26 protein-coding genes are annotated in these 24,572 nt (G+C 69.8%); 12 read left to right on the top strand and 14 right to left on the bottom strand.

Annotated features, from left to right (window positions below; genetic code table 11):
* The first annotated feature begins 7 nt into the window (after positions 1-7).
* Positions 8-550, top strand: coding sequence for a hypothetical protein (locus AQJ54_RS30465; RefSeq protein WP_159055565.1), 543 nt, complete (start codon positions 8-10; stop codon positions 548-550).
* Positions 551-683: 133 nt separating this feature from the next.
* Here AQJ54_RS30465 and AQJ54_RS47840 read toward each other — a convergent pair whose 3' ends face one another.
* On the bottom strand, positions 684-1,085 hold the full coding sequence (locus tag AQJ54_RS47840) for a toll/interleukin-1 receptor domain-containing protein (protein ID WP_159055564.1): 402 nt from the start codon (positions 1,083-1,085) through the stop codon (positions 684-686).
* Between the two features lie 742 nt (positions 1,086-1,827).
* Here AQJ54_RS47840 and AQJ54_RS30460 point away from each other — a divergent pair.
* Together AQJ54_RS30460 and AQJ54_RS30455 are read left to right on the top strand one after the other, a co-directional pair.
* Entirely contained in the window at positions 1,828-2,454 is a 627-nt protein-coding gene (locus tag AQJ54_RS30460; protein ID WP_062242547.1) for a hypothetical protein, read from the top strand.
* A gap of 342 nt (positions 2,455-2,796) precedes the next feature.
* The gene (locus tag AQJ54_RS30455; RefSeq protein ID WP_159055563.1) at positions 2,797-3,288 is read left to right on the top strand and encodes a hypothetical protein; all 492 of its coding nucleotides are present in this window, start codon (positions 2,797-2,799) and stop codon (positions 3,286-3,288) included.
* A 381-nt stretch (positions 3,289-3,669) separates the two neighbouring features.
* On the opposite strand, the gene AQJ54_RS30450 is transcribed toward AQJ54_RS30455, so the two are convergent.
* Positions 3,670-4,113 carry a PIN domain-containing protein gene (locus AQJ54_RS30450; protein ID WP_062242542.1) on the bottom strand — a complete coding sequence of 148 codons (444 nt, stop codon included), beginning with the start codon at positions 4,111-4,113 and terminating at the stop codon, positions 3,670-3,672.
* A complete protein-coding gene (locus tag AQJ54_RS30445) occupies positions 4,110-4,376 on the bottom strand; it encodes a ribbon-helix-helix domain-containing protein (protein ID WP_062243028.1) in 267 nt (88 codons plus the stop codon). The genes AQJ54_RS30450 and AQJ54_RS30445 overlap by 4 nt, the downstream gene beginning before the upstream one ends.
* Before the next feature lie 382 nt (positions 4,377-4,758).
* On the opposite strand from AQJ54_RS30445, the gene AQJ54_RS30440 reads away from it, so the two are divergent.
* Positions 4,759-6,459 carry an RICIN domain-containing protein gene (locus AQJ54_RS30440; protein ID WP_062242540.1) on the top strand — a complete coding sequence of 567 codons (1,701 nt, stop codon included), beginning with the start codon at positions 4,759-4,761 and terminating at the stop codon, positions 6,457-6,459.
* A 114-nt stretch (positions 6,460-6,573) separates the two neighbouring features.
* Here the strand turns inward: AQJ54_RS30440 and AQJ54_RS30435 are convergent, their stop codons facing one another.
* Together AQJ54_RS30435 and AQJ54_RS30430 are read right to left on the bottom strand one after the other, a co-directional pair.
* Complete coding sequence (locus AQJ54_RS30435) at positions 6,574-7,368, bottom strand: hypothetical protein (RefSeq protein WP_062242538.1); 795 nt, start codon at positions 7,366-7,368, stop codon at positions 6,574-6,576.
* Entirely contained in the window at positions 7,365-7,895 is a 531-nt protein-coding gene (locus AQJ54_RS30430; protein ID WP_030319852.1) for a SigE family RNA polymerase sigma factor, read from the bottom strand. Before AQJ54_RS30430 ends, AQJ54_RS30435 begins: the two co-directional genes overlap by 4 nt.
* Positions 7,896-8,873: 978 nt before the next feature.
* On the opposite strand from AQJ54_RS30430, the gene AQJ54_RS30425 reads away from it, so the two are divergent.
* Both AQJ54_RS30425 and AQJ54_RS30420 read left to right on the top strand, forming a co-directional pair.
* Entirely contained in the window at positions 8,874-9,227 is a 354-nt protein-coding gene (locus AQJ54_RS30425) for a MerR family transcriptional regulator (RefSeq protein WP_062025913.1), read from the top strand.
* Between the two features lie 83 nt (positions 9,228-9,310).
* Positions 9,311-9,493, top strand: coding sequence for a hypothetical protein (locus tag AQJ54_RS30420; protein WP_062242536.1), 183 nt, complete (start codon positions 9,311-9,313; stop codon positions 9,491-9,493).
* A gap of 260 nt (positions 9,494-9,753) precedes the next feature.
* Here AQJ54_RS30420 and AQJ54_RS30415 read toward each other — a convergent pair whose 3' ends face one another.
* The 4 genes from AQJ54_RS30415 to AQJ54_RS30400 form a co-directional block, all read right to left on the bottom strand.
* Entirely contained in the window at positions 9,754-10,521 is a 768-nt protein-coding gene (locus tag AQJ54_RS30415; RefSeq protein WP_062025911.1) for an SDR family NAD(P)-dependent oxidoreductase, read from the bottom strand.
* 74 nt (positions 10,522-10,595) lie between these two features.
* On the bottom strand, positions 10,596-11,600 hold the full coding sequence (locus tag AQJ54_RS30410) for a transketolase family protein (protein ID WP_062025910.1): 1,005 nt from the start codon (positions 11,598-11,600) through the stop codon (positions 10,596-10,598).
* A gap of 10 nt (positions 11,601-11,610) precedes the next feature.
* Entirely contained in the window at positions 11,611-12,513 is a 903-nt protein-coding gene (locus AQJ54_RS30405; protein WP_062242534.1) for a transketolase, read from the bottom strand.
* Positions 12,514-12,566: 53 nt separating this feature from the next.
* Complete coding sequence (locus tag AQJ54_RS30400; RefSeq protein WP_062242532.1) at positions 12,567-13,919, bottom strand: MFS transporter; 1,353 nt, start codon at positions 13,917-13,919, stop codon at positions 12,567-12,569.
* Between the two features lie 159 nt (positions 13,920-14,078).
* Here AQJ54_RS30400 and AQJ54_RS30395 point away from each other — a divergent pair, with 159 nt between their 5' ends.
* Both AQJ54_RS30395 and AQJ54_RS30390 read left to right on the top strand, forming a co-directional pair.
* Positions 14,079-14,792, top strand: a complete 714-nt coding sequence (locus tag AQJ54_RS30395; protein WP_062242530.1) for a GntR family transcriptional regulator — start codon at positions 14,079-14,081, stop codon at positions 14,790-14,792.
* A 195-nt stretch (positions 14,793-14,987) separates the two neighbouring features.
* Positions 14,988-15,653, top strand: a complete 666-nt coding sequence (locus AQJ54_RS30390; protein ID WP_063806469.1) for a GntR family transcriptional regulator — start codon at positions 14,988-14,990, stop codon at positions 15,651-15,653.
* Positions 15,654-15,676: 23 nt separating this feature from the next.
* On the opposite strand, the gene AQJ54_RS30385 is transcribed toward AQJ54_RS30390, so the two are convergent.
* From AQJ54_RS30385 to AQJ54_RS30365, 5 genes are read right to left on the bottom strand one after another with little or no spacing between them, the layout of a single operon-like run.
* Positions 15,677-16,303: a hypothetical protein gene (locus AQJ54_RS30385; RefSeq protein WP_062242528.1), complete on the bottom strand. Its 627-nt coding sequence runs from the start codon at positions 16,301-16,303 to the stop codon at positions 15,677-15,679.
* Positions 16,300-16,995: a hypothetical protein gene (locus AQJ54_RS30380; protein WP_062242526.1), complete on the bottom strand. Its 696-nt coding sequence runs from the start codon at positions 16,993-16,995 to the stop codon at positions 16,300-16,302. The genes AQJ54_RS30385 and AQJ54_RS30380 overlap by 4 nt, the downstream gene beginning before the upstream one ends.
* Positions 16,992-18,284 (bottom strand): WXG100 family type VII secretion target, encoded by a 1,293-nt coding sequence (locus AQJ54_RS30375; protein WP_246091119.1) that lies wholly within the window; start codon positions 18,282-18,284, stop codon positions 16,992-16,994. The genes AQJ54_RS30380 and AQJ54_RS30375 overlap by 4 nt, the downstream gene beginning before the upstream one ends.
* Positions 18,281-18,604 carry a DUF6317 family protein gene (locus AQJ54_RS30370; RefSeq protein ID WP_062025904.1) on the bottom strand — a complete coding sequence of 108 codons (324 nt, stop codon included), beginning with the start codon at positions 18,602-18,604 and terminating at the stop codon, positions 18,281-18,283. The genes AQJ54_RS30375 and AQJ54_RS30370 overlap by 4 nt, the downstream gene beginning before the upstream one ends.
* A gap of 21 nt (positions 18,605-18,625) precedes the next feature.
* Positions 18,626-19,633 (bottom strand): LysR family transcriptional regulator, encoded by a 1,008-nt coding sequence (locus tag AQJ54_RS30365; protein WP_248845463.1) that lies wholly within the window; start codon positions 19,631-19,633, stop codon positions 18,626-18,628.
* Positions 19,634-19,954: 321 nt separating this feature from the next.
* On the opposite strand from AQJ54_RS30365, the gene AQJ54_RS30360 reads away from it, so the two are divergent.
* From AQJ54_RS30360 to AQJ54_RS30345, 4 genes are all read left to right on the top strand, one after another.
* Positions 19,955-21,667 carry an FAD-dependent oxidoreductase gene (locus AQJ54_RS30360; protein WP_062242524.1) on the top strand — a complete coding sequence of 571 codons (1,713 nt, stop codon included), beginning with the start codon at positions 19,955-19,957 and terminating at the stop codon, positions 21,665-21,667.
* A gap of 237 nt (positions 21,668-21,904) precedes the next feature.
* Positions 21,905-22,411, top strand: a complete 507-nt coding sequence (locus tag AQJ54_RS30355) for a hypothetical protein (protein WP_062242522.1) — start codon at positions 21,905-21,907, stop codon at positions 22,409-22,411.
* A 271-nt stretch (positions 22,412-22,682) separates the two neighbouring features.
* Positions 22,683-23,303 (top strand): class F sortase, encoded by a 621-nt coding sequence (locus tag AQJ54_RS30350; protein WP_062242520.1) that lies wholly within the window; start codon positions 22,683-22,685, stop codon positions 23,301-23,303.
* Between the two features lie 148 nt (positions 23,304-23,451).
* On the top strand, positions 23,452-24,528 hold the full coding sequence (locus AQJ54_RS30345; protein ID WP_062242518.1) for a SchA/CurD-like domain-containing protein: 1,077 nt from the start codon (positions 23,452-23,454) through the stop codon (positions 24,526-24,528).
* Positions 24,529-24,572 lie beyond the last annotated feature (44 nt).

Here is a 24,572-nt window from a genome sequence, read left to right as displayed (position 1 = left end):
TGCATGGATGACGAACGATCAGAGTGACTACCACGAACGAGCCATGTTTCAGCTTGTCGGGCAGATGGTTTCGATGGCGGCCTACCTGGAGATGCGGTTGCAGATGCTCGCCACTCAACTAGTTGAGACGCCTTATGCAGCGCACTGGATCAATGGAGAGAACAGCAGCAGAGTCATCAAGCTGATCGGCGACATCGCGAAGGAGCGTCCAGACGTATCCTCAGCGAGGCGTTCGGAGCTTCAGATGATCCTTGGGGAGTGCACGCGCCTCTTCACTCGGAGGCACGGTTACGTACATGGCGCATGGTCGATTGATGCCGCCGCGCCTGACGAGCGGGGGAGTTGGCAGACGATGCGGTTCACTCGTGGGAAGCACACGCCAACCTTCGCTCCGCTGTCTCCCGAGGACCTCGCTGACTTGATCCGTGGCTTCGACGAAGCACTGTCGAAGGTCATGACCTGGATGGTTGACCAGATCAAGCTTCAGTCTGGCGTACCGATCCAGGACGCGGAGGACGGCTCGAACATATCCGAAGCAAAGCACGACTGACCTTGTCGGGGAGCCTCGATAGCCGGACCCCCAGAGGGCCCCCGACCATTCACCCAGGTCAGGGGCCGCTCTCACTGCTGATCACGCGGTGTGTGGGATCTGAACATGGTGATATAGCTGCCACAGCGGGTTTTCAAGACTGTCGAGGGCTTGACTCGGTCATTGAGGCTCCGCCGACCTCACGGGCGGCGGCGTTCCTCGCATGTGGAACGCGTCTGGGCCACGGCCACTGGGGATCACTGGGCCTCGCGAATCGGTTATTCGGGAGTAGTGCCGCCACCTCGATGCCCATATGCAGCGCAGATTCAAATTCCCATCGTGTCCACTCCGTCATCAGGTAATGTTCGGAATAAACGGCGATGAAAGTTTCCGCGCATTCTAGCGCGTCAACTACAGCGCGGGTTCTGTCAGTGCTTGGATCGTGCACCTCCAGGTCGTCTACATATGTGCAGTCCGAACCGCCGAGGAGTGCCCTTATCTCGCATAGGCGCTCAACGTTATTGTCGCGCCTTGCATAGCTGACGAAATAACGCATAGGCATTCCTACCCATCAAGCCAACCGACCGCATAGGCCCACGCCGCCAGAGCAGACAGCCCACCAAGAATGGCATAGTACGCCATCGAAGCATTGAAGGCTGCGCGCCAGGCAGACACGGCACCTGACGTTGGAATCGTAGGCGGGTCACTCTACGAGGACCCCGGCGCAAGGTGGGTGCAGCGATTCGCCCTGCGCTGCCAGATCTCGGTCATTGCCCCCCTGAGCTTCCGTTGGTAATAATAACTAAAGCTGTCTGCCACCCAGAAAGCGATGATCACTAAGACCGCGGCAAGAAACAATGAGGGCCCTGGCCTTTTGTCGCCAAATGAAGTGATGATGGTGCCGACCGGGACAAGGATTAGTGCGCAAAGCTTCTTCAGTTCAAGGCAGGCCTCAGAGGCCTTTAGTGTAGCTGCATGAAGCTGGTCGAGTTGATCTTTGTCTAGATTGTCTGCAGTGGGTCCACTCACTTCTACGCCATTCGTTTTGGTGGATCGGCCGCGCCAGCATACGCATTCCATCACGAATCGTTGCGCCCCGTAGGCGGATTCGGTGATCTAGAGGTTGCACTCCACGCCATGAGGCCACTTCTCCAGCCGTCAGCGCCTCGCTGGCCGTCTTTGGGTCGCGGAAAGAACGAGTGTTAACGGCCGCGTCCTGGCCAGATCGCCCCCTTGTGCGCCCTTCGTGTACGTGTCACACAGTTCAGAGGGCATGACCGGGGGGAGGGGAGCACTGCATGTCGGTGTTGGGTGGCTATCCGGTGGGGCCGTCGGCCTGGGCCGTCGAGCGGTTTGGGCGGCATGCGGGCGCGCTTACTGCTGCGGTTCCGGTGCAACTGGCCAAGGCGCACGGGAAGGCTCATGCCGCGCACCTCGCTGCGGGTCTGAAGAAGCGGAGTCCGTACGGCCTCGCGCTCGTAGGCGTGGTGCGCGAGAACCTGGCGGAGACGGCGCGGCAGCTAGGGGAAGCCGTGAGAGACGTGCGCGGATACGAGTACGCCGTGATCAACGATCACGCGCTCTTCCCGTTCCGGTACGCGGACAGGCCGAGGCCACTGGATCGAGCTCGGCTGCCGGCCAACGCGTCGCCCACCCGGCATCGGCTGTTCCGGGCGCACGGGCCGCAGCCTCCAGAAGGCCTGTTCGACGTCGATGAGGACCTGGCGACCGAGGAGTACCTGGGGCTGCACGAGGCGTTCGAGGAGCTAGGAGCTTCCACCAGGCTGGTCTGTGTGTTCTTCACGGCCGACGTCGAAAACGGCATCCATGCCATCCACTGGGGAGACGCACACCTCGAACCGGACCGCACCTTTACGTGGCCCTACAGGGAACAGCTCCCCGTCGCTCCCGTGCAGCTGGAATGACAGGCGGCGGCGCTTCGCTGACTGAGCCCTGGGCCGTCCCTGGGCCGTCCGAAGCCGACCAACGCCGACAGTCGGCACCCACAGGTGACCGCCCTTACCCTTCTGTGGCCTGGGCCCCCGGCGATGATCTGCCACACTGGAAGGGTTATGCCTGTACCCGGAGAACTGGCAGTGGTACGAGACGAATGCGCTCCTGACTCGGCACCCTTGTCGTAGGTGCGGCGTCTTTGGCGGGTCAGCTCGCACACTGGACGGCGAGGGGGCGCATCGATGCCATCGCGTGAGCCGGAGCATGGGTACAGGGATTCCAGGTGGTGGCCCATCTCGTTCAGGTCCGCCGGAATGCGCACACCGCCCGATCCGCCCGTGGAGGCCGATCCCTTCGTCGTCGTCTCGCACTACGTCGCCTGGTACGAGAACGAGTTCGCTCGGTTACGGGTGATATCGCGGACCAGGGTGGACCGGGTGATCACGCTCATCGCCGCGCTGAACGCCGTGATCGCGGTCCTCGGGGTCGCTAGCGCAGCGTGGAAATATCCGTGGTTCGGGATATCCAGCACCGCCCTGGCCGGGGTCTCCGGCATCGTGGCTGCGAAGAACAACCTCTTCAGGGACCAGGAGTTGTGGCAGCTGCGCTCCTCGGTCCTCGCCCGGGTACAGCGGCTTAAGCAGGAGATGCAGTACCGCAAGGCGTCCGGCGAGGAGACGGCGCGGGTTGCGGAGGAGGCTCTGATCACCTTGAACGAGATTCTGGACACGGATCTTCAAGGATGGTCTGGGGTGAACCGGTCGGTGCTCCAGGTGACGCCGGGGAGCGAACCGCAGTCTCCGTAGCCGCCCCCCGTCCGCGCTACGACCCGCAACGCCTCGACAACCTCGTCATCTGTCACAGGCTCAGACTCTCAGCCCGGAGTGGTCGGACGTGCCAGATGTGTGCCAGATCCTGCGGAGAATCACGGGGAACAGTGGGGAACAAGTCGGCGACCGCCTGCGCACCCGTTCAGGGTCTACCGCAGGTCAGCGGGACAACCGCCCCCAAAGACTCCGAGCTTCCCAAGCTGAGAGTGCGAGTTCGATTCTCGTCACCCGCTCCATGATGAAGGCCCAGGTCAGCGACCTGGGCCTTTCTTGTCGGTGAGCCATTGCGCACGCTTCGTTGTGGGCGCTGGGCAAGTCCCCTGCAGGAGCGGGCGTTTGACCGCGGAGGGTCCTGCTTCAGAGCGGGAGGTCGTCGGGGAGTACCCGGAACGCCTTGTGACGGCCCAGCGGGCGTACGGCCCGGAAGTCCCGTCGGTCGAGGGTGAGAATCGCGTCGGTGTCGTAGTCGGCGGCAAGCGCCACGTTCACCGCGTCGGTGAGGTCGAGGTCCAGCGCGCGGTAGCGGACACGCACGGACTGGGCTGCGCCCAGGTGGCTCTCCGTGATCTCCGGCAGGACGACACGACCGCGGCTCGTCCAGCGCCGCAGGTCGTCGACCGCACTGAGGGCGGCCTCCCTGCCGAGCTCACGCGTGGCCACGTGATCCAGCTCGGCCAGCAGGAGCGGGGACATGACCAGCAGGCCCGCCGCCATGATGGCCTCGTTCGCAGCCCGGTGTTCCGGGTGAGCCGAGTCCAGCGCTGCCAGCAGGCCGGACGTGTCGGCGATGACAACGATCACGCGGCGGATCCGGAGTCCGGGCCGGTCTCACGCCGGACGGCCTCGGTGACCGTGTCGCGGACCTCCGCCTTGGGGAGCGTGCGCCCCGGCCCCTCGAAGGTGCGCGAGAACAGCGGCTCGTCCCAGACCCGGTTCGCCATGGCTGCCAGGTGGATGCCCTGGCGGATGATCTCGGCCTCGCTTATGCCTCGGCGCTTGGCGGCTTCCTTGATGATCGCGAGGTCCTCGGGGTCCGCGTAGACGTTCGTGCGCTTCATGGACATGTACCAAGCGTAGTCCATGTACCAGATTGATGTATCCGGAGCACCTTGCCATGTCGCCTCGCAGGGTTGCAGGGGTCGCGTGTGCCGTCCGTGGTGGCGATGCGTGGTGGGCGAAAAAAATCTGTGGATCTTCTCGGCAACCTTTTCGGGCTCCCGGACCACTCAGTGCTGTCCGGCCATGTGGTCCGGGCTGTTGCGACGGTTGAAAGAGAGCACAGGCGTGTCCCTGGAACGAGAGCACAGACATGTCCCCGGTTCACCTACGTCACCGGGGGCGTCCCGCGGTGGCGGACACCGTGCCGGTGACGGCGCGCGCGGTGGTCGCCCGAGGCACCGCGAGCGTCGGTTGCTCGCGCGTCGGGGTCTGTGGGCGGGTCTCGCCATGGTGGTCGTGGCCGGCTCGGCCGTCGTGGTCAGCCAGGCCTCGGCGGACCAGAAGACCCTGGATCTGAAGAAGTGGTACGTGCTGGTCAACCGCAACAGCGGCAAGGTGCTGGACGACCGCGGTTCCGCCAAGAACGACGGCGCGGCGGTGGTGCAGTGGGCGCGGCACGGCGGGGCCAACCAGCAGTGGCGGTTCATCGACTCGGGTGACGGCTACTACCGGCTGCAGAACCGGACCTCCGGCAAGGTGCTGGACGACCTCGGCTGGTCGAAGACGGCCGGCTCCGCCGTCGTGCAGTGGAAGGACCAGAACGGCAGCAACCAGCAGTTCAAGCCGGCCAAGTCGTCGAACGGCTATGTGCGGTTGGTCAATCGCTTCAGCGGGATGGCCGTCGGTGTCCGCAACGCCGTCAAGGCCAACGGGGGCAACGTCGTACAGAGCCGCGACCGGAGCAGCGCCGATCAGCAGTGGAAGCTCGTCGAGGTCGGGAACGTCAGCGGCGGCGGTACGGCCGCCACGCCGAGCAGCAGCGCTCCCGCGAGCCCGACTCCGAGCGGCACGCGACCGGCGGCCGCGGCTTCGCCCTCGTCCTCGTCGCCCGCGAGCGGAGGGGGCAGCTCGGCGAAGCGGTTCCTGGGCAGTGACAAGGTGCTCATCGGCGCCTCGATGTCCGACGACTCGGCGGACGCCGCGCCGTTCGACGGGCGCTACGCCTATGTGCACAGCCAGCCCGCGCCCTCCTCGGACTACTACACGGCGGCGAAATGCCACGCCGACTGGTCGGGCTGGTGGGGCTGCTGGAACGGCCCCACCACGGCACCTGGCACCTACGTGACCTGGCGGGACGACGTGGTGTCCCAGGCGACGTACAAGGGCAGCTCGCGTCCGCAGAAGATGCTGTGGACCTGGTACTCATTGCGCGACCTCGGCGAAGCGGCGGGCGAGGGCGACGGTCCGGGTGAGGTCAAGGCCATCAACCGGACCGACCTGCTCACCCGCTACCTGAACGACTACCGCTTCTTCCTCCAGAAGATCGGCAAGACGCAGGCCGCGATCGACCTCGAGCCCGACTTCTGGGGCTACGTCCGCTCGCTCGGCGATCCGCACCAGGTTCCCGCACAGGTGAAGAGCGCGAATCCGACGGACTGCGGGTCGCAGGAGAACAGTGCCACCGGGCTCGCCCAGTGCCTGATCTCGATGGCGCACAAGTACGCGCCGAACGTCGAGGCGGGGATGCACCTCTCCTGCTTCGACTGGGAGACCAACACGCAGGCCTGCGTCAAGTCCTACGAGAGCTTCGGCGCGAAGAACGCCGACTTCCTGGCCACCGACGTGTCGGACCGCGACGCCGGCTGGTACGCGCAGCCGGCCCACGGCGGCCGTGACACCTTCTGGAACGACCAGAAGGCCGCCGCCTCGCTGAAGTTCTGGAAGACGATGGCCGAGTCCGTGGGCAAGCCGGTGGTCCTGTGGCAGATCCCCGTGGGCAACATGGCGCAGAACAACACCCTCAACCACTACAAGGACGACAAGGTGGACTGGTTCTTCGCCCACATGGACCAGGTGGCGGACGCCCACATCGCCGGCCTGTTCTTCGGGCCGGGGCAGCAGGAACAGACCTCGGTCGAGACCGACGGCGGAAACCTGATCAAGAAGACGATCGCCTATCACAACTCGGGCGGTACGCCGCTCAAGTAGGCACAGCCGACGAGATGCGCCCCCGTCCAGGAGACGGGGGCGCATTCGGCGTTCAACAGGTCGGGACGGAGCCCGCGTTCACGGCGTCGGGACGAATTCCCGACGCCGCCCCGTTCACCGGTTCGGAACGAACCCTCCCCGGACCGACGCCGAGCCGCCCGGACCCTGTGCGTCGACGCGGTAGCCGTCGCCCGCGGCACTGCGTACGCCGACGCCGGAGCCGTTGTTGAACTGTGCGGCGAACTCGTGGCTCCCGGCCGGCACGGTCAGGCCCGGCTTGAGGACCCAGCGGTAGACCAGCGCGCCCCCGGCCTCCTGGACGGTGACGGTGAAGTCTTCACCCGGCAGGGTCTGCCAGGTGCCGGTGCTCTTCGTCCCGCCGGTCTGCACGATCCGGATCTCGACCGTGAGCGAGGTGAGCGGCTGCGTCGTCGTGAGGGTGAGGTCGCTCTGCGTCCAGTAGGAGTTGCTCCGCGAGTCGAGCGAGCCGGCCGACCGCAGCGGCCCGTCCTGGCTCCCGTCGGCGGTCGGCGAGGGGCTGGTGGCCGACGGACTCGGGTGCGCGCTGCCCGGACTGGTGGCCGGGGGCGGCGCGACCGGGGTGGGGCGGGCCGATTCCGGGTGCGGGGAGCTGACCGCCGGGGACGGGGTGGCGGCCGGCGTGGTCACGGTGGGCGACGGCGACGGGGTCGCGACGATGGCGGCGACGGCGAGGCCGCCGGTCGTCAGGATGCCTCCGGCGGCGAGCCCGGCCAGGGCGATCCTCGTCCCGGACCTCGCGAACGGTCGCGCGCGGTGCCGGACGGCGGGGCCGGCCATGCCGCGTTCCACCCGGGCCAGCATCCGTGCGCGGTCGGGCCGGTGGGCCTCGGCGGCCTCGCGCAGCCGACGGTCGATGTCCTCGTTCACCGGTTCCTCCTCCCTGGCACCAGGTTCCCGGCCGCGCGTGCGCCCAGGAGCTTTTCCAGCTCCGCCATTCCCTTGGAGGTCTGGCTCTTCACCGTTCCGACCGATATGCCGAGCGCTGCCGCCGTGTCCTTCTCCGACAGGTCGAGGGCGTGCCGCAGCACCACACAGGCGCGCTTGCGGTACGGCAGCCGGGCGAGCGCCGCGCGGACGTCCAGGACGGCCGCCGTGTCCGGCCCCTCCACCTTCTCGGGGCTGCGGGACCAGAACAGCGTGAGCCGGCGTCGTTCGCGGACCGCGCTGCGGATCCGTCCCCGTGCCAGGTTGGCCACCACTCCGCGGGCGTAGGCGAGCGGGTGGTCGGCCTGCCGCAACCGGTCCCAGTGCTGCCACAGGGCGACCAGGGCATCCGCCGCGAGGTCGTCCGCCGCGTCGGTCTCGCCGGTCAGGAGGTGTGCCAGACGGGCGAGCTCGGCATAGTGGCGCTCGAAGAATTCGTGGAACTCCACGGACGCGTCATCGAGGAGCATCCCCCGGTCGCCCTCTCCTTGCCATGACGTGCGAGGTGGTTGCGCGTTCGGCGAGGACGGCGGGCGCAGCCTGGCAGCGCCCGGCCCGGGATGCGAACGGCGGTCGTGCATGGGTGTGTGGTGGCGGTGCAGGCCCACCGGCGGACTGGTCAACGCCGGGCGCACCGGACGAGGGTCGGCTGCTCCGGCTGTACGGCGTCCGACGGCACGGCCGTGCCGTCGACGGTCGGCCGCTCACCGTGGATGCCGGTGGCCCTTGCGCCGCTTCCGCTCCCGGGGGGACGACCCGTCGGCGCGCCGACGACCTGCGGCGCCAGGGGAATGCCCGTGACCAGTCCGCGCCTGCGCCACGGTTGCGGCGCGGCGTGCTTCGTTGCCCTCATGCCCGTCCCGGTAGTTCGATCCAGCCTTCCGGCTTTCAGTTGCCGCGGAGGACGAGAAGGTTGCCGCCCCGACCCTGTTTTCTCGACGGACCTGCGCGAGGGGGACCCTGTGGGCGGGGAGCCCGTGGGCGGGGAGCCCTGTGGGCGGGCACCTGAAACGACCGTTGCAGGTCACAGGTGTCTGTTCCCACGACTGGGTGAAATCTACCTTTGCCAGAGTAGACATTGGGCTCTGCCAGAGTTAGCCTTTTCTTGTCTACAGAGTCCAGAGAGACCCGGCAGACACGAACTGGCGGGTAGCAGTACAGGAAAGTCCGCAGAGCAGATCAGTTCAGGTTCAGAGGAAGGACGGAGGACACAGACGCCATCAGGATCGCCCGGCCCGGGACGCACTCGGCCGGGTACCGCAAGACCCCGGATTGGAAGGTGGTCCCCGGTCACGCAGCCGCGATCCCCGCACCCCCCTTCGACAGGGCTGGTAGCGGAAACAGAAGGTCGGCAGAGCACGAGAGCCGACAGATGGTGTTGAATTTCCTTCGGGGCCCTGGTGCCGTACGGCATCAGGGCCCCTCGACGCGTTGCACAGCGAGGTGACATGACGGCAGACAACCCCCTCAGCGATCGTCTGGACGACGACGACTACCCGGCGTACACCATGGGCCGGGCCGCCGAGATGCTCGGCGCCACTCCGGCTTTCCTCCGGGCGCTCGGGGAGGCTCGTCTGATCACTCCGCTCCGTTCGGAGGGCGGGCACCGCCGGTACTCCCGCTACCAGCTGCGGATCGCCGCGCGCGCCCGCGAGCTCGTCGACAGGGGCACCCCGATCGAGGCCGCGTGCCGCATCGTCATCCTTGAGGACCAGCTCGAGGAAGCGCAGCGCATCAACGCCGAGTACCGCCGACGGGCCGAGCAGGACGCGTCCGACGCCTCCCTTCCCGCTTCCGGCTGATCACCCCTCATCACCCGGTAAAGAGCACTGTGGATCTTCCAACCCGCCGATCGGGCGTGATGCTCGCCGTCGCCTGACTGGCCGTGGTCGTGTTCCTTCTCGCCGCGGTGCTCCCCGGCCTCGCCGACCACGCCTCCGGCCCGGACGCCTACGCACCGTCCGTGCAGGCGATCGCGGGCATCCTCCAGGTCGGTCTGATCTGGCTGCTCCTGAGGATGCTCGGGCGGCGACGCCGTACCGCTTCTGCGGACCTTCGCTCACCGTGAGCCAGGGTTCAGCCGAACCCGAACCCGCACCCGCACCCGCACGCAACCCGCCCAACGGACGAACCCGGTCGGGGCTCAGCGCGACGCCCGTGGGGGGCGGCGGGGACGGCGACACTCGGCGGTGACCTTCGCGGTGGCGGGGTCCACGAGCGCGAGGTGCCGCCGGCCCGTTGCAGGCCCGTACCCGATGACGGCGGTGCTGCTGTCGCCGCCCAGGCCGTCGCTCCCGGCGGCTGCGCGAGCCGGGTGTCGGGGTCGGATCAGTGGATGTGGGAGCCGCCGTTCACGTCGTAGGTCACGCCGGTCAGGTAGCCGGACTCGGGGCGGGCCAGGAAGGCGATGACGTCGGCCACGTCCTCGACACCGCCGATGCGGCGCACCGGAACGTCCGCGACCATGGCCGCCTTGCGCTGCTCGTCCAGCTTGCCCTGTGTGATGTCGGTGTCGATCAGGCCCGGGGCGACGGAGTTGGCCGTCACTCCGGACGGGCCCAGTTCACGGGCCAGGGCCCGGGCGAAGCCCAGCAGGGCGGCCTTCGCGGCCGAGTAGGCCACTCCCCCGAACACCCCGCCCCCGCGCTCGGCGGAGACGGACGACAGGAAGACGACCCGGCCGAAGCCACGCTCGGCCATCCCCGGCGCCACCCGGTGGGTGACCAGGAAACTGCCCCGCACGTTGACCTCGAGGATCCGGTCCCACTCCTCGTGCGTGACGTCGAGGAAGCGGGTCGGGGACGTGATGCCCGCGTTGTTCACCAGGGCGCCGATCGGCGGAAGTGCCGCTTCGGCGGCCGTGATCGCGGCGTCGACCGCCTCGGCGTCGGTGACGTCCGCGGCGAGTCCCAGCGCCTGCACGCCGTGCCGTACGGCGACGTCCCGGGCCGTGTCCTCGGCGGCCTCCTTGTCCAGGTCGAGGACGGCGATGTGGTACCCGGCGGCGGCCAGGGCGTGTGCGGTGGCACGCCCGATGCCACGGCGGGACCCGGCGCCGGTGACGACGGCGGTGCGGGGGGTGTGCTCGGTGGACATGCAGTTCTCCTGCGGAGTCGAACGGGGGAAGGTGGAGGGGGTTGGGGGGCGGAGGGAGGTGGAGGCCGGGGCGGTCAGAGTTCGCGCTTCACCCGTCGTTTGATCGCCTCGACCGAGAGGCCGTAGCGGTCGTGGAGGGTGGGCAGCGCGCCCGCGGCGAGGAACTCGTCCGGCAGGCCGATCGGCACGAGGTGTGCCGTCTGCCGGGCGAAGGCGAGGCAGGACGCGACGGACTCGGCGAGGCCTCCGACGACACTGTGGTTCTCCAGGGTCACGACGAGGCGGCCCTTGGCGGTCTCCCGCAGGACCGTCTCGCGGTCGAACGGCTTGATCGTCGGTACGTGGAGGACGGCGACGTCCACGTGGTCGGCCTCCAGTTCCCGCGCCGCGGTCAGGGCGCGGACCGTCATCAGGCCGGTGGAGACGAACAGGACGTCCCGCCCGCCGCGCAGCTCGGCCGCCTTGCCGAGTTCGAAGCGGTAGTCGTACTCGTCCAGAACGGTGGGCACGGCTCCGCGCAGCAGCCTCAGGTAGGTGGGGCCGGGGTGTGCGGCCAGGGCCGGTACGGCCTGTTCGATGTCCACGGAGTCCGCGGGGTCCACGATCGTCAGACCGGGCATGGCACGCAGGATGGCGAGGTCCTCGGTCGCCTGGTGGCTGGGCCCGTAGCCGGTGGTCAGGCCGGGCAGCGCGCCGACGACGTTGACGTTCAGCCCCGGTTCGGCGATGTCCAGGCACAGGAAGTCGTAGGCGCGGCGGGTGGCGAAGACCGAGTAGGTCGAGGCGAACGGGGTCAGGCCCACCTCGGCGAGGCCGGCGGCCGCGCCCAGCATCGCCTGCTCGGCCATGCCCATCTGGAAGAAGCGGTCGGGGTGGGCCTCGCGGAAGACGTGCATGTCGGTGTACTTGGCGAGGTCCGCGGAGAGTCCGACGACGTCGGGGCGTTCGTCGGCGAGCCTCGCCAGCGCGTGTCCGAAGGGGGCCTTGGTGGTGCGCTGCCCCTCCTCGGCGATCGAGGCGATCATCGCGGAGGTGGTGAGCCTGCGCTGCGGGGCCTGGGTCGGGGTGGAGGTGTTCATCGGAATCGGGTCACTTTCCCTGGGAGCCGACGGATGCGGAACCGGCGGACCCACGGTTGTGACGGTCCGTCAACTGCTTTCGGGCGAGCTGCCATTCGTGCTCCTCGACCCGCATGAAGTGCGCTTTCTCCCGCGTCTCCAGCATCGGCACACCGCACCCGATGCGGGTGTCGCAGATGAGGACGGCGGGCGAGCCACGATGGCCGCGCAGGCTGTCGAAGGCGGCGACGAGGGCACCGATGTCGTTGCCGTCCACGCGGATCGCGTGCCAGCCGAACGCCTCCCACTTGGCGGTGACCGGCTCGGTGCGCAGCACGCCCTTCGTCGGGCCGTCCGCCTGGAGGGCGTTGACGTCGACGAGGGCGGTGACGTTGTCCAGGCCGTGGTGGGCGCAGGCGAGCGCCGCCTCCCAGGTGGAGCCCTCGTCCAGTTCGCCGTCCGAGAGCAGGTTGTACACGCGGGCGCCGCTGCCCTGGTGGCGCAGGCCGAGCGCCATGCCGGCGGCCACGCCCAGGCCGTGTCCCAGGGAGCCGCCGGAGATCTCCATGCCGGGGGTGTACGAGGCCATGCCCGACATGGGAAGACGTGAGTCGTCGCTGCCGTAGGTGGCGAGTTCGGCGACGTCGAGCACGCCGGCCTCGGCGAGCGCCGCGTACAGGGCGATGGCGTAGTGGCCGATCGACAGCAGGAACCTGTCGCGCCCCGGCCACTCCGGGTCGTCGGGACGGTGGTTGAGGACGTCCTTGTAGACGACGGCCAGCAGGTCGGCCACGCCGAGGGCCTGCCCGATGTACCCCTGCCCCTGGGTCTCCCCCATGTCCAGGGCGTGCATGCGGATGCGGTAGGCGGAGTCCTCCAGGGCGGTGAGGCGGTCGGTGGACGGCGCCGCGGTGGCGAACGCCTGAGTGGACATCACGTGGATCCTCGTCTCTTGGGGTGGGGTGACCTGGGTTGTGTGGCCGGTGGTCAGTGGGCGGCCGGCAGTGCCGGCTCCGCCGTCGCCCTCAGGGCCCGGTCGGCTTCGCTGCGCTCGTCGGGGCCCCAGGTCTCGCGCGTCACCAGCGTCGCCACGAGGCCGAGTACGCCGTAGCCGCTGAAGAGCAGCGCGGGTCCGATCCATCCGGTACCGGAGTAGAGGGCGGTGGCGATCATGGGGGTGAACCCGGAGACGACCGCGGACAGCTGGTAGGCCAGGGACGTGCCCGCCGTGCGGGTCCTGGTGGCGAACAGCTCGCAGAACCAGGCGCCTTGGACGCCGGCGAGGGAGTTCTGGCAGACGGCGTAGCTGATCACGAAGGCGACCGTGATGAGCGCCGCCGTCTCCGTGTTGACGAGCAGGAAGAGCGGGACGCCCCAGACGACGCTCACGGCGCAGCCGAAGAGGTAGACCGGTCGGCGGCCGACCCGGTCCGACAGCCGGGCCCACAGCGTGGTGGCGGCGATACCGAGGGCGGCGGCCGTGACGAGGGCGGTCAGGGTGGTCGTACTGGAGGCGTGGGGGGCGTCGTCGTCGCTCAGGTAGGACAGGACGAAGGTGACCGAGACGGCGTACCCCGCGGTCTCCGTGATGCGCAGGCAGAAGGCCCGCAGGACGTTGCGCCAGTCGTCCCGGAGCACCGACACCAGGGGGTTCCTGACGACCTCGCCGGACTCCTTGAGCTCCTCGAACTGGGGCGACTCGTCGATCTTGAGCCGGATGAGGATGCCCACGGCGATCAGGACCGCACTGAGCAGGAAGGGCACGCGCCAGGCCCAGTTGTCGTCCAGGGTGTGCCGACTGAGGAGGAAGGCGAGGTTGGCGAGCAGCAGTCCGACCGGGAAGCCGGCCTGGGTGATGCCCGTGTACAGGCCGCGCCGTTTCCACGGGGCGTGCTCGAAGGTCATCAGGATGGCGCCGCCCCACTCGGCGCCGAAGGCGAGTCCCTGGATCACGCGGACGGCCACCAGCAGGATCGGCGCCCAGACCCCGACCATCTGGTAGGTGGGCAGGCAGCCGATGAGCACGGTCGCCACGCCCATCAGCAGCAGCGAACCGACCAGGACGGGCTTGCGTCCGATGCGGTCCCCGAGGTGGCCGGCGACGATGCCGCCCAGGGGCCGTGCGGCGAAGCCGATGCCGAGGGTCGCGAAGGACAGGAGGGTGGCCGACAGGGGGTCGGAGTCGGGGAAGAAGACGTCGCCGAAGTACAGGGCCGCGGCGGTCCCGAAGCCGATGAAGTCGTACGTCTCGATGGTGGCGCCGACTCCGCACCCCACGGCGACCCTCAGCCGCTCGGGCGATCCCTGTGCCGCCTGGTGCGGCGCCTTGGACTCAGCCATGCCGATCCTCCTTGATCGTGGACGGGTCAGCGGACCCGGGCTGAACTCTCGACTGTTGACTGTTAACAGTCGAGAGTTGATGCTGCGGGGGCGGAGAGAGCGTGTCAACCCGTACGACACAGGTCTTCGCAAATCGCCGATTGGCTAAGATGACCGCTCATGCCGTCGAAGGAGGGTTCGACCGTGCCCGGTCAGGCGCTTTCCGGTCTCACCCGCTCCAAGACCCTTCGGGAGCAGGCGCTCGTGGCCCTGCGGACGGCCATCACCACCGGCCAGTACGGCCCCGGCGACCACCTCGGGGAAGTGGAGATCGCCGAGCACCTGTCGGTGAGCCGCGGCACGGTACGGGAGGCGCTGCGCCATCTCCAGCAGGAGGGGCTCGTCACCGCGGGAGCCCGCGGCATGCTGCGGGTGTCCCGGCTGACGCCGACGGAGGTGCGGGAACTCTTCGAGGTCCGCGAGGCGCTGGAGGGGCTCGCGGTGGCGCAGATCATCGCGTCCTCCCGCAGGCAGGAAGCGGCCGAGGCCCTGCGCGCGGCGCTGGACAGGCTCCGGGACGCCTTCACCTCCGGCGCGGACCTGGCGGCGACGGTCGAGGCGGATCTCGGTTTCCACCAGCTGCTGTGCGAGCTGTCCGGGAACTCGGTCCTCCTCAGGACCTGGCGCCAACTCGAGGGTCCCATGCGGGTGGTCATCATGAGCGCCGCAGGCGACCGCCGCGACGCGGCGATGTCCGCGCCCTCCCATGCGCCCATCGCCGACGCGATCGCGCGCGGGGACGCGGCGGCGGCCCAGGAGATCCTGCACACGCACATGACCTCGGCGGTCGAGCGGTTGGGCATCGGGGACGAGGACTCCCGCGAGGCCGACTGAGCCGCCTGAGCGGGGACGGCGAGACCGGCCGAGCCGGGAGGGCAAGGCGGCAAGACCGGCCGAGCCGGGACGGCGGGACGGCAAGACCGGCCTAGCCGGGACGGGCGGAGGCCCTGGGGGCCGGCCGAGTGTCAACAGTCATCAGCCGACCGTCGTCAGCTACCCTGTCCGCACCGACGAGGAACGGTGACCCCCATGGCCCCGGAAACCCTGTCCAGCCTGGATCGCAGCACCCTGCGGGAACGGGCCCTGCACGCACTGCGGACCGCGATCCTGGCAGGGCAGTACCGGCCCGGTGATCATCTGGGCGAGGTCGAGCTGGCCGGTCGGCTCGGCATCAGCCGGGGCACGGTCCGTGAGGCGCTGCGGCACCTTCAGCAGGAGGGTCTGCTGGTCCCCGCCGCACGGGGCATGCTCCAGGTGCACCGGCTCTCGCCGACCGAGGTGCGCGAGCTGTACGAGGTCCGGGCCGCGCTGGAGGGTCTGGCCGTCGCCGGAGTGATCGCCTCCGCCGGACGGGAGCAGGCGGTCGAGGAACTCCGGCAGGCACTGATCCGGCTCGACCGGGCCGCGGGCGACTTCGCCGCCCAGGTGGAGGCCGACCTGGCCTTCCACCTCCTGCTGTGCGAGCTGTCCGGCAACTCCATGCTGGTCAGGACATGGCGACACCTGGAAGGCCCGATCCGGGTGACCGTGATGAGCGTCGGCGACGAACGACGCCGACTGCCCATGTCCGCCGCGCGCCACGAACCGATCGTCGACGCCGTCGAACGCGGCGACGAGGCCGGCGCGCTGGAAGTGCTGCGGAGCCACATGGCCCTGGCCGCCGCCCAGCTGGCCGGGCCCGGCGACCAGAACTGAGCGAGGCCAGGCCGCCGGGTGGGTCAGAGGCGGAACGGGCCCTTGATGCCTGCCCTTTTCGCCTTCTCGATGCGTTCCGGTCCGGCCGTGTTGCGGTCCTCTTCCCTCTCCCTCCAGTCCCTGGGCTGGAGCAGGAGGAGTTCGCCGCCGCCCGGCACGATCATCGCGCCGCCGAAGGGTTCGTCCCCCGCGAACCAGACGCCGTCGACGATGCCGACGGGCCACCGACCGCGCCCCAGGGCGTCCTTCGCACGCAGGGTGAAGGGGGTGCCCTTCTGGTCTCCCAGACGGAAGTACAGCGTGTGGGTCGACTCCATGCCGATCTTCTCGACCGGGGTGCGGAATTCCAGGGGGTACGTCTGGAAGATCTTCGAGCACTTGCGGATCGAAGTGAGGCGGCCGTAGAGAAGGACCAGCGTGAAGATCATGCCGAACATTCCCACGATGGCCACCGGAAGCAGATATCCGATCTTGGTGAAGAAGATCTGGACCCACAGCAGCAGGAACACAGGGAAGTACTTGAGGAACTTCTTCAGCGCGTTGCGGTAGTGGTAGCGCACCGCGCCCTGGAAGTCCGTCCCGTCCGTCGCGTACGGCGCGGGCGGGGTGTCCGACTCCAGGCCGTGTTTCCACTCTTCCGGCACTGTCATCCGAACGGGCTCCTTTCGTCTGCCCCTGTACCCGAACCCGAGGCCGAGTCGGAGCCGTTGTCCACGCTGCCTTGCGCGGCCGGGTCGTCGAACGTCACCGTCCGGGCGACGCCGAGCAGCACGCCGCGGTAGTCGTCGGCCAGCTCCACCGCAGGGGTGACCAGCTGCACGGTGACGATCGACGAGGTACGGGCGACCGGGATGGCCACCGTGCCCTGCCAGACGGTCCCCTGCGCGGGCTCGTCCTGTCCCTCGGGCGGAGCGGTCGGCGCGAGCGTGGTGCGTTCCGTCTCCAGCAGGTATCCGGTGCCCACGGGCAGTTCCACGGGCACGATGCCGTTGTCCGGGCCCGTGCCCAGCATCTGGAGCAGCACGGCGGCGGGATTCGCCCCCGAGGCCGCGACGGTCGAGACCGTCAGGACGGACAGCGAGGCCCCGCCCTGTTCGTCCGGGTGCATGCCGAGCGCGCACCCCATGACGTCCTGGCTCCGCAGCATCGTCAGGACGACGGCGTACAGCCGGAACACCTGGTCCGCCCGGTCGCGAAGGTCGTCGGGAAGTGCGCTGAGCTGCCGGGCCACCTCCTGGATGCCCTCGGGCGACGGCTGGAGGTCCACCTGGGCATACCCGTAGGGAAGCCCGTACCAGAACTCCGGCTTCGGCTTCTCCCTCTGGTCGAGCAACGCGTTCACAGGCGGACCCCGCTCATCAGTTCGCCGAAGTCCTTGATGAGCTCGGCCGTTCCGCCCTTCAGGCCGGTGGAGGCGGCCGCGCCCTTCGTGAACTCGGAGGCGTCGTGCCCGAGGCCGTTCTTCGGGAACACACCCAGGCTTTCCATGGACGACGCCATGTTCGCCGCCACGTTGACGCCGTTGATGGCGTACTGGAGCGCTCCGGTCTGGGGTGACGTCGCCACGTCGAGAGCCTTGTAGCTGAAGGCGGGCACGATCTCCTTGCCGAACGCACCCAGCCGCGAGCCCAGCGACAGGGCCTCGCCGCCCTCACGGGCGACCGCCACCGCGAGACCCGCCTCGCTGCCGGCCCTGGCGAGGGCACCGACGCCGGGCACCATGCCGAGGGTGTCTCCCGCCACGGAGGCCCAGGCGAACACGCCTTCCTTGAGGCCGTACTCGCCCATCAGCGAGTCCCGGAAGTCCTCACTGGACAGGTTCTTGGCCATGGACACGGCGCTCGCCGCGACCGCGATGCCGAGAAAGACCGGCGCCAACGGCGTAGGCAGCAGCGCCAGCAACCCCGCGATCGCCCCGATCGTCCCCGCGTGCTCCACCAGGAACTCGCCGACCGCCTTGAGGCCCTCGCCGATCGCGCTGAGGGCCTTGTCGAACCAGCCCGGTTCCTTGGGGGCCAGCTTGTCGTCGGCCTCGTCGAGGCTGCGGGCGACGGCCTCGGCGGCGTCGGTGTGGGTGCCCTCCAGCTCCTTCGCCTTGGTGATGACGTCGTTGTAGGCGGCGTTGGCGTTGTTGAGGTGGGTGGTGGCCTCGTCCAGTTCGCGTTCGGCGGTGCGCAGGCGGGCCGTCGCCGCGTCGGCCTCCGCCTGGCTGGGGTACTCCTTGCCGGCGAGTTTCAGGTCCGGGTTGCCCTTGGCCTGGTCGTAGCGGGTCTGCGCCTTGTCGGCGTCGGCCTTGTTGTCGCGGGCGGCGTCGTCGTACTTCTTGGCCAGGTCGCGGTGCGAGGTCAGGTCGCCCTGCCAGGTGCTGAGCGCCGCGGCCGCCTTGTCGAGGGACTGACCGGCGTTCCTCATGGCGGTCTTGAGGTCGCCGTCCAGCGTGTCCCGGAAGGCGCTCGCCGCGTCGCCCTGCCAGCCGGAGCTCGCGCCGAGCAGGTACTCGATCTGACGGTGGCAGTTGTTGAGGGTGTCCGCGGCGGACTTCACCTTGCGGTGGAGCGCGGTGACCTGCTCGGGGATGCCGGGGACCGGGTTCCAGCCGAGGCTCGGGTACGGGTTGTCGGCCACGGTCACTTGCCCCCGGTGTTCGCGGCGTTCGTCTCTTCCATCTTCTTGAGGGCCTGCGAGAGGTTGTCCTCGAACCGGCGGTAGCTCAGCGCGGTCTTCTCCACGCCCTCGTCCACGGCCTTGATCATGTCCTTCAGCTGACCGGTTCCGTACTTCCACCGGTTCTGGAAGGTCTCGCACGCCTCGTCCAGCCGCGGAGTCCCGATCTGGTCGGCGCCGACAGCGGAGAGCGCGCTGCGCGCCTCCTCCAGATCCGTTATGGACTGCTTCAACACCCGGCCGAACGAGTCCAGTTGACTCAGGTCGACCTTGAATTCATCCGCCATGCGGCGGCCCCCTGTCTTCGGCTACGAGCAACGCCCGCCCAGACTAAAGGATGGGCAAAGAGGCATTGCCATCGCTACCGTGCGAACCCGTGGCTCCGGGCGCGGCACGGGTCGCCTCACGCCGCCAGCGGCTCCGCGAAGACCTCGCGGGCGATGGGCGACGACCTCCTCCAGGTCGCCGCCCCGGGCCCGGTCCCTGCGCCACAGGAGGCCGGTCTCCAGGCGGGGATGGAAGTCGGAGAAGGGCAGGAGCGCGACGTTGCCGAGGAGGTGGTTCCGGATGGGGCTTCTCTCGTCCAGCATGGAGATGGAGAAGGCGAGTCCGCCGGCCACTATCTCCGCGACCCCCTCGAAGGTCGCGCCGCCCAGCTCGACGCGCTTGCGAATGCCCAGTTCGTGCAGCTGCCGGTCGAGTCCGCGGAAGTAGGCGTTGGTCACCGCGGACGGGGAGCCCGCGTAGGCGAGTTCGGACAGTTCCGCCAGGGCGATCGACTCCCGGCCCGCGAACAGGTCCCCCGGTACGACCGCGCCCAGGCGCTCCGACATCACCGGCAGCTGCTCCAGCGCCGGGTCGCCCGCGACCGGGAGGCGGGCCAGGGTGAGCGCCAGCCTGCCGTCGCACACCGCGTCGACCAGACGCTCGGTGCCGCCCGGCCAGCGCTTGATCTCGAACCGGTCGCCGGCCCGTTCCGCCAGGGCGTCCATCCGCTCCCGCACGTCCGGGTGGATGCCGGTGGGGACGCCGAGCAGCAGGGTGGCGCGCCGGGGGCGGACCGCCTCGTCCAGGCGCCAGCCGATGGAGTCGACCTGTTCCAGGACCCCGCGCGCGATCGGCAGCAGCGCGCTGCCGGCCCGGGTGAGCTTCACATGGTGGGTGTCCCGGTCGAAGAGCCGGTGCCCGAGTTCCTGCTCCAGGTCCTTGATGCGCCGGCTCAGCGGGGAGGCCGCCATGTGCAGTCTGCGGGCCGCGGTCGAGAAGTTGAGTTCTTGGGCGACGGCGACGAAGTAACGCAGGTGCAGGAGCTCCACGGGCTCACCCTAACCGCCGTGTCGAACACCCCGGGCGAAGGGTGCCCAAGGGTGCCCGGGGTGCGGGCACCGGGAGCAGCCACCGCCCACAGCCACCGCCCACAGCCACCACCAACAGCCACCGCCCACCGGCCGCCGTACACGGCCACCGCCCACCGACCACCGCCCACAGCCGCCGGAGCCCCCCGTATGCCCGCCGACTCGGCGAAGCGAACGCGTTAAGCGGGTGAAGCTTGGGCCCGCCTCCGTGCCGTGGGGCATGGATGAGGCTGCCGGCCGTATCCGGACGAGTCGGTGGACACGACGCGCTGGAGGCGAGCGATGAACCACAGAGCCGAACGAGTCGAACACGAAGAACAGGTCGAACGAACCGAACGAGCCGAACGGGCGGAGCACGTCGGCCCCGCCGTCCACCGGGTCCCCGTCCTCATCGTCGGCGGTTCCCTGGTCGGCCTGTCGACCTCGGTGTTCCTGGGCCGGCTGGGGGTGCGGCACACCCTGGTGGAGCGCCACAGGGGCACCTCCATCCACCCCCGCGGCCGGGGCAACAACGTCCGCACGATGGAGCTGTTCCGCACGGCGGGCGTCGAGCCGATGATCCGTCAGGCGGCCGCCACGCTCGCCGACAACCACGGGATCCTCCAGACCCCCACCCTCGTCGGCGACGCGGGCGAGTGGCTGTTCAAGCAGATCGACGAGGGCGGCGGACTGGCCCGCTTCAGCCCCAGCTCCTGGTGCCTGTGCAGCCAGAACGACCTGGAGCCGGTGCTGCTGGAGCACGCGAGGGAGCTCGGCGGCGACCTGCGCTACGCCACCGAGCTGATGTCGTTCGACAGCGGCCCCGACGGGGTCACCGCGGTGGTCAAGAGCCGTGAGACCGGCGAGCACACCAGGATCCTCGCGGACTACCTCGTCGCCGCCGACGGACCCCGCAGCCCCGCCCGCGAGCAGCTCGGCATCGGCCAGAGCGGCCCCGGTGAGCTGTTCAGCAACGTCAGCATCACCTTCCGCTCCCGCGCGCTGGCCGACGTCGTGGGCGAGCGGCGCTTCATCGTCTGCTACCTCACCGACCCGGACGCCGACGGCGCGCTGCTGCCCGTCGACAACCGGGAGAACTGGGTCTTCCACGCCCCCTGGCACCCCGAACGCGGCGAGACGCTGGAGGAGTTCACCGACGAGCGGTGCATCGACCACATCCGCCGCGCGGTCGGTGTCCCCGACCTCGACGTGGAGATCACCGGAAGGGCCCCCTGGCACGCCGCCCAGCGGGTGGCCACCAGCTACCGCGCGGGCCGCGTCCTGCTGGCCGGCGACTCGGCCCACGAGATGTCCCCCACCGGCGCGTTCGGCTCCAACACCGGTATCCAGGACGCCCACAACCTGGCCTGGAAGCTCGCCGCGGTGCTGGGCGGCTGGGCGGGTGAGGGTCTGCTGGACTCGTACGACGCCGAGCGCCGCCCGGTCGCGGAGGCGACCAGCGCCCGCGCCGCCGTCCGGTCGGCCGAGCACAGCCACCCCGGTTACGCCCCGCCGCCCGGCGCCGGTGGCGGCGGTCCGCAGCGCGGCATCCTGAACGTGGCCCTCGGCTACCGCTATCCGGTGGGCGCGGTCGTCGGCACCGACCCCGCGACCCCCGTCGTACCGGACCGGCTCGACCTGTCCGGCGCCCCCGGCAGCAGGGCGCCCCACCTGGCCGTACGCCTCCGTGGTGAGCCGATCTCCACGCTGGACCTCTACGAGCGGTCGTTCGTGCTGCTCAGCGGCGCCGGCGACGAGGGCGGCTGGCACGCGGCCGCCGTACGCGTCGCCGCGGACACACCCGTCCCGCTGGACGCGTACCGGATCGGCGAGGGGCCCGGCGCCGAGCTGACACCCGAGGGCGGCGCCGACTGGGCTCAGGCGCACGGTACGACGTCCGGGGGCGCCGTCCTCGTCCGGCCCGACGGGTTCGTGGCCTGGCGGGCGGCGGGGCCGGTCCCGGACGCCGAGGCCGTGCTGCGGGACGTCCTCAGGGAGCTGCTGTCCCTGGGCTGACCTCCCCTCACGTCCCGATCAGACGCCACGTCAGGCACCGCGCCGGGCGTGGCGTCAGACGTTGTGTCAGATGTGCGGATGGGGCCCGTCCGCCGCCGCGGGCACGGTCGGGTTCACCCGTGTGACCGCCTTGAGTGGTGAGGTGCGGTCCGCTGGATGACGGTGGATCACGTCGGGGGCGGGCCAATCCAGCTGACGAAGCACCAGCTGCCCGGCCGCCGACGGAAGGAACGTCAGATGCGCTCTGCTCGCATGATTCTGGCCATCGCGGCCGCCTCCACCGTCCTCGCTCTGGGTGCCCCCGGCGCCTACGCGGCGGCCGGCGGCGACTGGGACCAGTCGGACTCCTCCTCCTACAGCAAGGAGCAGGACAAGGAGCAAGGCAAGGAGCACGGCAAGGGCAGCGACCACGACCGTCCGCACGGCGGCATGCACACCGGTGGCGGTGCGCTGACCGCGGTCAACGCCGACGACTGGGGAACCGCCAAGGACCCCAAGTACGACCCGGAGACCTACAAGGACAAGGACCAGCAGGGCGGCAAGGAGTCCGGCGGCTGGAGCGGCAAGCAGGAGGAGGACGGCGGCTGGAGCGGCAGCCACGAGAAGCCCAGCGGCGGCATGCACACCGGAGGCGGCGCGCTCGCCTCGCCGGGCATGACGGCGGGCGGGCTGGCCGTCCTCGCGGTCGCCGGGGCCGGGCTGTACGCGGCGCGTCGCAAGAAGACCGCCGGAAGCCTGGCCTGACCGATGCCGGATGCGATAGCCGCTGAGGCCGCCACGCGTGCGCGCCGCGTGGCGGCCCGGCCGGCCCGCTCCGGGCCCCGTCCCGCCCCGCCGTCCGATCCGCCGCCCTGTCCCCTCCCTCTCCCGTCCGATGGGCCGCCGCGCCCCGGTGAGGTTGATTCCGTTGGCAGTTCGTTCCTCTTCCCCCGCAGACGGCTCCGGCAGCCGCCCCCTCGACAGTCTGAGCGGCGGTGAACCGGCCCGGAACGGGCGGGGATCCAACTCCGGCCTGGTGCTGGCCGCCGTGGCGATCCTGATCCTGGCCGTCAGCCTGTTCGGCGGCCGAAACGACAGCGATCCGTCCGGCCCCGTGCAGGCCGCCCCCCGGTCCACGTCGTCCCCGGTGGCGGGCAACCCGGCGGACGGCGCCGCGCCGACCACGGGGGCGGTGGGCCCGCACCTGCCCCGCTCGGAGCCCGTGCGCCTGCTCATCCCGAAGATCTCGGTCGACGCGCCCTTCACGAAGCTGGTGATCGGCCCCACCGGGCAGCTCCTGCCCCCTCCCGCCGCCGACACCAACCTCGTCGGCTGGTACGCCGACGGCGCCTCCCCCGGCGAGACGGGCACCTCGATCATCGCCGGGCACGTCGACACGGCCACATCTGCGGCCGTCTTCGCCAACCTCGGGGAGCTGCGCAAGGGAGACGTCTTCCACGTCGAACGCGCCGACGGGAGCCGGGCGAACTTCGTGGTCGACAGCGCGGAGACCTTCGCCAAGGACGACTTCCCCAGTCAGCGGGTCTACGGCGACACCGCCCAGGCCCAGGTCCGGCTCATCACCTGCGCGGGCAACTACGACCACGCGGTCAAGGACTACACCGACAACCTGGTGGTCTTCGCCCACCTGACCTGAGCCGGTTCCTGGCGGCCACCGGGCCGGTCACCCGCTCGGTGCATACGAGTCGCGCGCCTCACAGGCGAGGCACAGGATCAAGGCACGCCGACGTCACCCCCCGTGCGGCCGACGTCCGTCCGTCCCCCACGAAGGAGTTGTGCACCGCATGACCACCACGTCCGAACGTGTCACGAAGCCGCTTGCACAACAGGCGTCGCAGTGTGTCTCCCAGTCCGTCTTCGACGGTTCGAGACTCCGGGTCGTCCTGCTGGTCGACGTCTACGACGGCGCCCAGCAGCAGTTCCTGGAGGCCTACGAGCAGCTGTGCAACCAGGTCGCCTCGGTCCCCGGACACGTCAGCGACCAGCTGTGCCAGTCCATCGAGAACCCCTCCCAGTGGCTGATCACCAGCGAGTGGGAGAGCGCCCCACCCTTCCTGACCTGGGTGAACAGCGAAGAGCACGTGCACATGGTGGAGCCGCTGCACTCGTGCGTCCGGGACACCAGGTCGCTGCGCTTCCACATCGTCCGCGAGACCGGCGGCCCCGCCGTGGACACCGGGTCCGAGGAGCGCCGGCTCCAGGCCTCGCCCCGCATCGGCGACGGTCTGATCCGGCACGCGCTCACCTTCACCGTCAAGCCGGGCAGCGAGGAGGCGGTGGCGAAGATCCTCGCCGACTACGCCTCCCCCGACCCGCGCGTCGACGACACCACCCGGCTGTGCCGGACCTCGCTGTTCATGCACGGCAACCGGGTCGTGCGGGCCATCGAGGTGCGGGGCGACCTGCTCGCCGCGCTCCGGTACGTCGCCCGGCAGCCCGCGGTACGGGCCGTCGAGGAGGCCATCAACCCGTATCTGGAGCAGGACCGGGACCTCGACGACCCCGAGTCCGCCCGGGTCTTCTTCACCCGCGCCGCGCTGCCCGCCGTCCACCACGTGACGGCAGGTCAGGAGAGCCCGGACGCGGTGCGGCACGCCCTGTACTACCCGGCCCGCGAGGGTCAGGGCATGCGGCTGGCCGAACTGCTCGCCCGGCGGGACGTGGCGGCCGCGGACGATCCGCGCGGGTCCGTGCTGCGCAGCACGATCTTCCAGCGCGACGACATCGTGGTGCGCCTCGTCGACGCGCGCGGCGAGCTCGCCACCGACGCCGGCCAGGACGCCGAGCTGACCGCGCTGCTGGACGGCGGGGCGGTGTCCTCGATGGACCTCGTCACCGACCGTCGCTCGCCCGACGCCTGACCACCCTCACCGGGGCCGTACCGGCCACGCCCACACGCAGGTGC

Source organism: Streptomyces griseorubiginosus (genome assembly GCF_001514195.1).
Taxonomy (GTDB): Bacteria; Actinomycetota; Actinomycetes; order Streptomycetales; family Streptomycetaceae; genus Streptomyces; species Streptomyces griseorubiginosus.
The sequence above is the reverse complement of the archived record's forward strand: the minus strand, read 5'-3'. Positions and strand labels throughout refer to the sequence as shown.

What these genes read in the sequence shown, in the direction of transcription:
- AQJ54_RS30455 (WP_159055563.1), top strand. Translation starts at nt 2,797, where the DNA reads ATGCGCACACCGCCCGATCCGCCCGTGGAGGCCGATCCCTTCGTCGTC.
- AQJ54_RS30430 (WP_030319852.1), bottom strand. Translation starts at nt 7,895, where the DNA reads ATGCTCCTCGATGACGCGTCCGTGGAGTTCCACGAATTCTTCGAGCGC.
- AQJ54_RS30440 (WP_062242540.1), top strand. Translation starts at nt 4,759, where the DNA reads ATGGTGGTCGTGGCCGGCTCGGCCGTCGTGGTCAGCCAGGCCTCGGCG.
- AQJ54_RS30395 (WP_062242530.1), top strand. Translation starts at nt 14,079, where the DNA reads ATGCCGTCGAAGGAGGGTTCGACCGTGCCCGGTCAGGCGCTTTCCGGT.
- AQJ54_RS30355 (WP_062242522.1), top strand. Translation starts at nt 21,905, where the DNA reads ATGCGCTCTGCTCGCATGATTCTGGCCATCGCGGCCGCCTCCACCGTC.
- AQJ54_RS30465 (WP_159055565.1), top strand. Translation starts at nt 8, where the DNA reads ATGACGAACGATCAGAGTGACTACCACGAACGAGCCATGTTTCAGCTT.
- AQJ54_RS30425 (WP_062025913.1), top strand. Translation starts at nt 8,874, where the DNA reads ATGACGGCAGACAACCCCCTCAGCGATCGTCTGGACGACGACGACTAC.
- AQJ54_RS30460 (WP_062242547.1), top strand. Translation starts at nt 1,828, where the DNA reads ATGTCGGTGTTGGGTGGCTATCCGGTGGGGCCGTCGGCCTGGGCCGTC.
- AQJ54_RS30345 (WP_062242518.1), top strand. Translation starts at nt 23,452, where the DNA reads ATGACCACCACGTCCGAACGTGTCACGAAGCCGCTTGCACAACAGGCG.
- AQJ54_RS30405 (WP_062242534.1), bottom strand. Translation starts at nt 12,513, where the DNA reads ATGTCCACTCAGGCGTTCGCCACCGCGGCGCCGTCCACCGACCGCCTC.
- AQJ54_RS47840 (WP_159055564.1), bottom strand. Translation starts at nt 1,085, where the DNA reads ATGCGTTATTTCGTCAGCTATGCAAGGCGCGACAATAACGTTGAGCGC.
- AQJ54_RS30370 (WP_062025904.1), bottom strand. Translation starts at nt 18,604, where the DNA reads ATGGCGGATGAATTCAAGGTCGACCTGAGTCAACTGGACTCGTTCGGC.
- AQJ54_RS30385 (WP_062242528.1), bottom strand. Translation starts at nt 16,303, where the DNA reads ATGACAGTGCCGGAAGAGTGGAAACACGGCCTGGAGTCGGACACCCCG.
- AQJ54_RS30410 (WP_062025910.1), bottom strand. Translation starts at nt 11,600, where the DNA reads ATGAACACCTCCACCCCGACCCAGGCCCCGCAGCGCAGGCTCACCACC.
- AQJ54_RS30445 (WP_062243028.1), bottom strand. Translation starts at nt 4,376, where the DNA reads ATGTCCATGAAGCGCACGAACGTCTACGCGGACCCCGAGGACCTCGCG.
- AQJ54_RS30360 (WP_062242524.1), top strand. Translation starts at nt 19,955, where the DNA reads ATGAACCACAGAGCCGAACGAGTCGAACACGAAGAACAGGTCGAACGA.
- AQJ54_RS30415 (WP_062025911.1), bottom strand. Translation starts at nt 10,521, where the DNA reads ATGTCCACCGAGCACACCCCCCGCACCGCCGTCGTCACCGGCGCCGGG.
- AQJ54_RS30400 (WP_062242532.1), bottom strand. Translation starts at nt 13,919, where the DNA reads ATGGCTGAGTCCAAGGCGCCGCACCAGGCGGCACAGGGATCGCCCGAG.
- AQJ54_RS30390 (WP_063806469.1), top strand. Translation starts at nt 14,988, where the DNA reads ATGGCCCCGGAAACCCTGTCCAGCCTGGATCGCAGCACCCTGCGGGAA.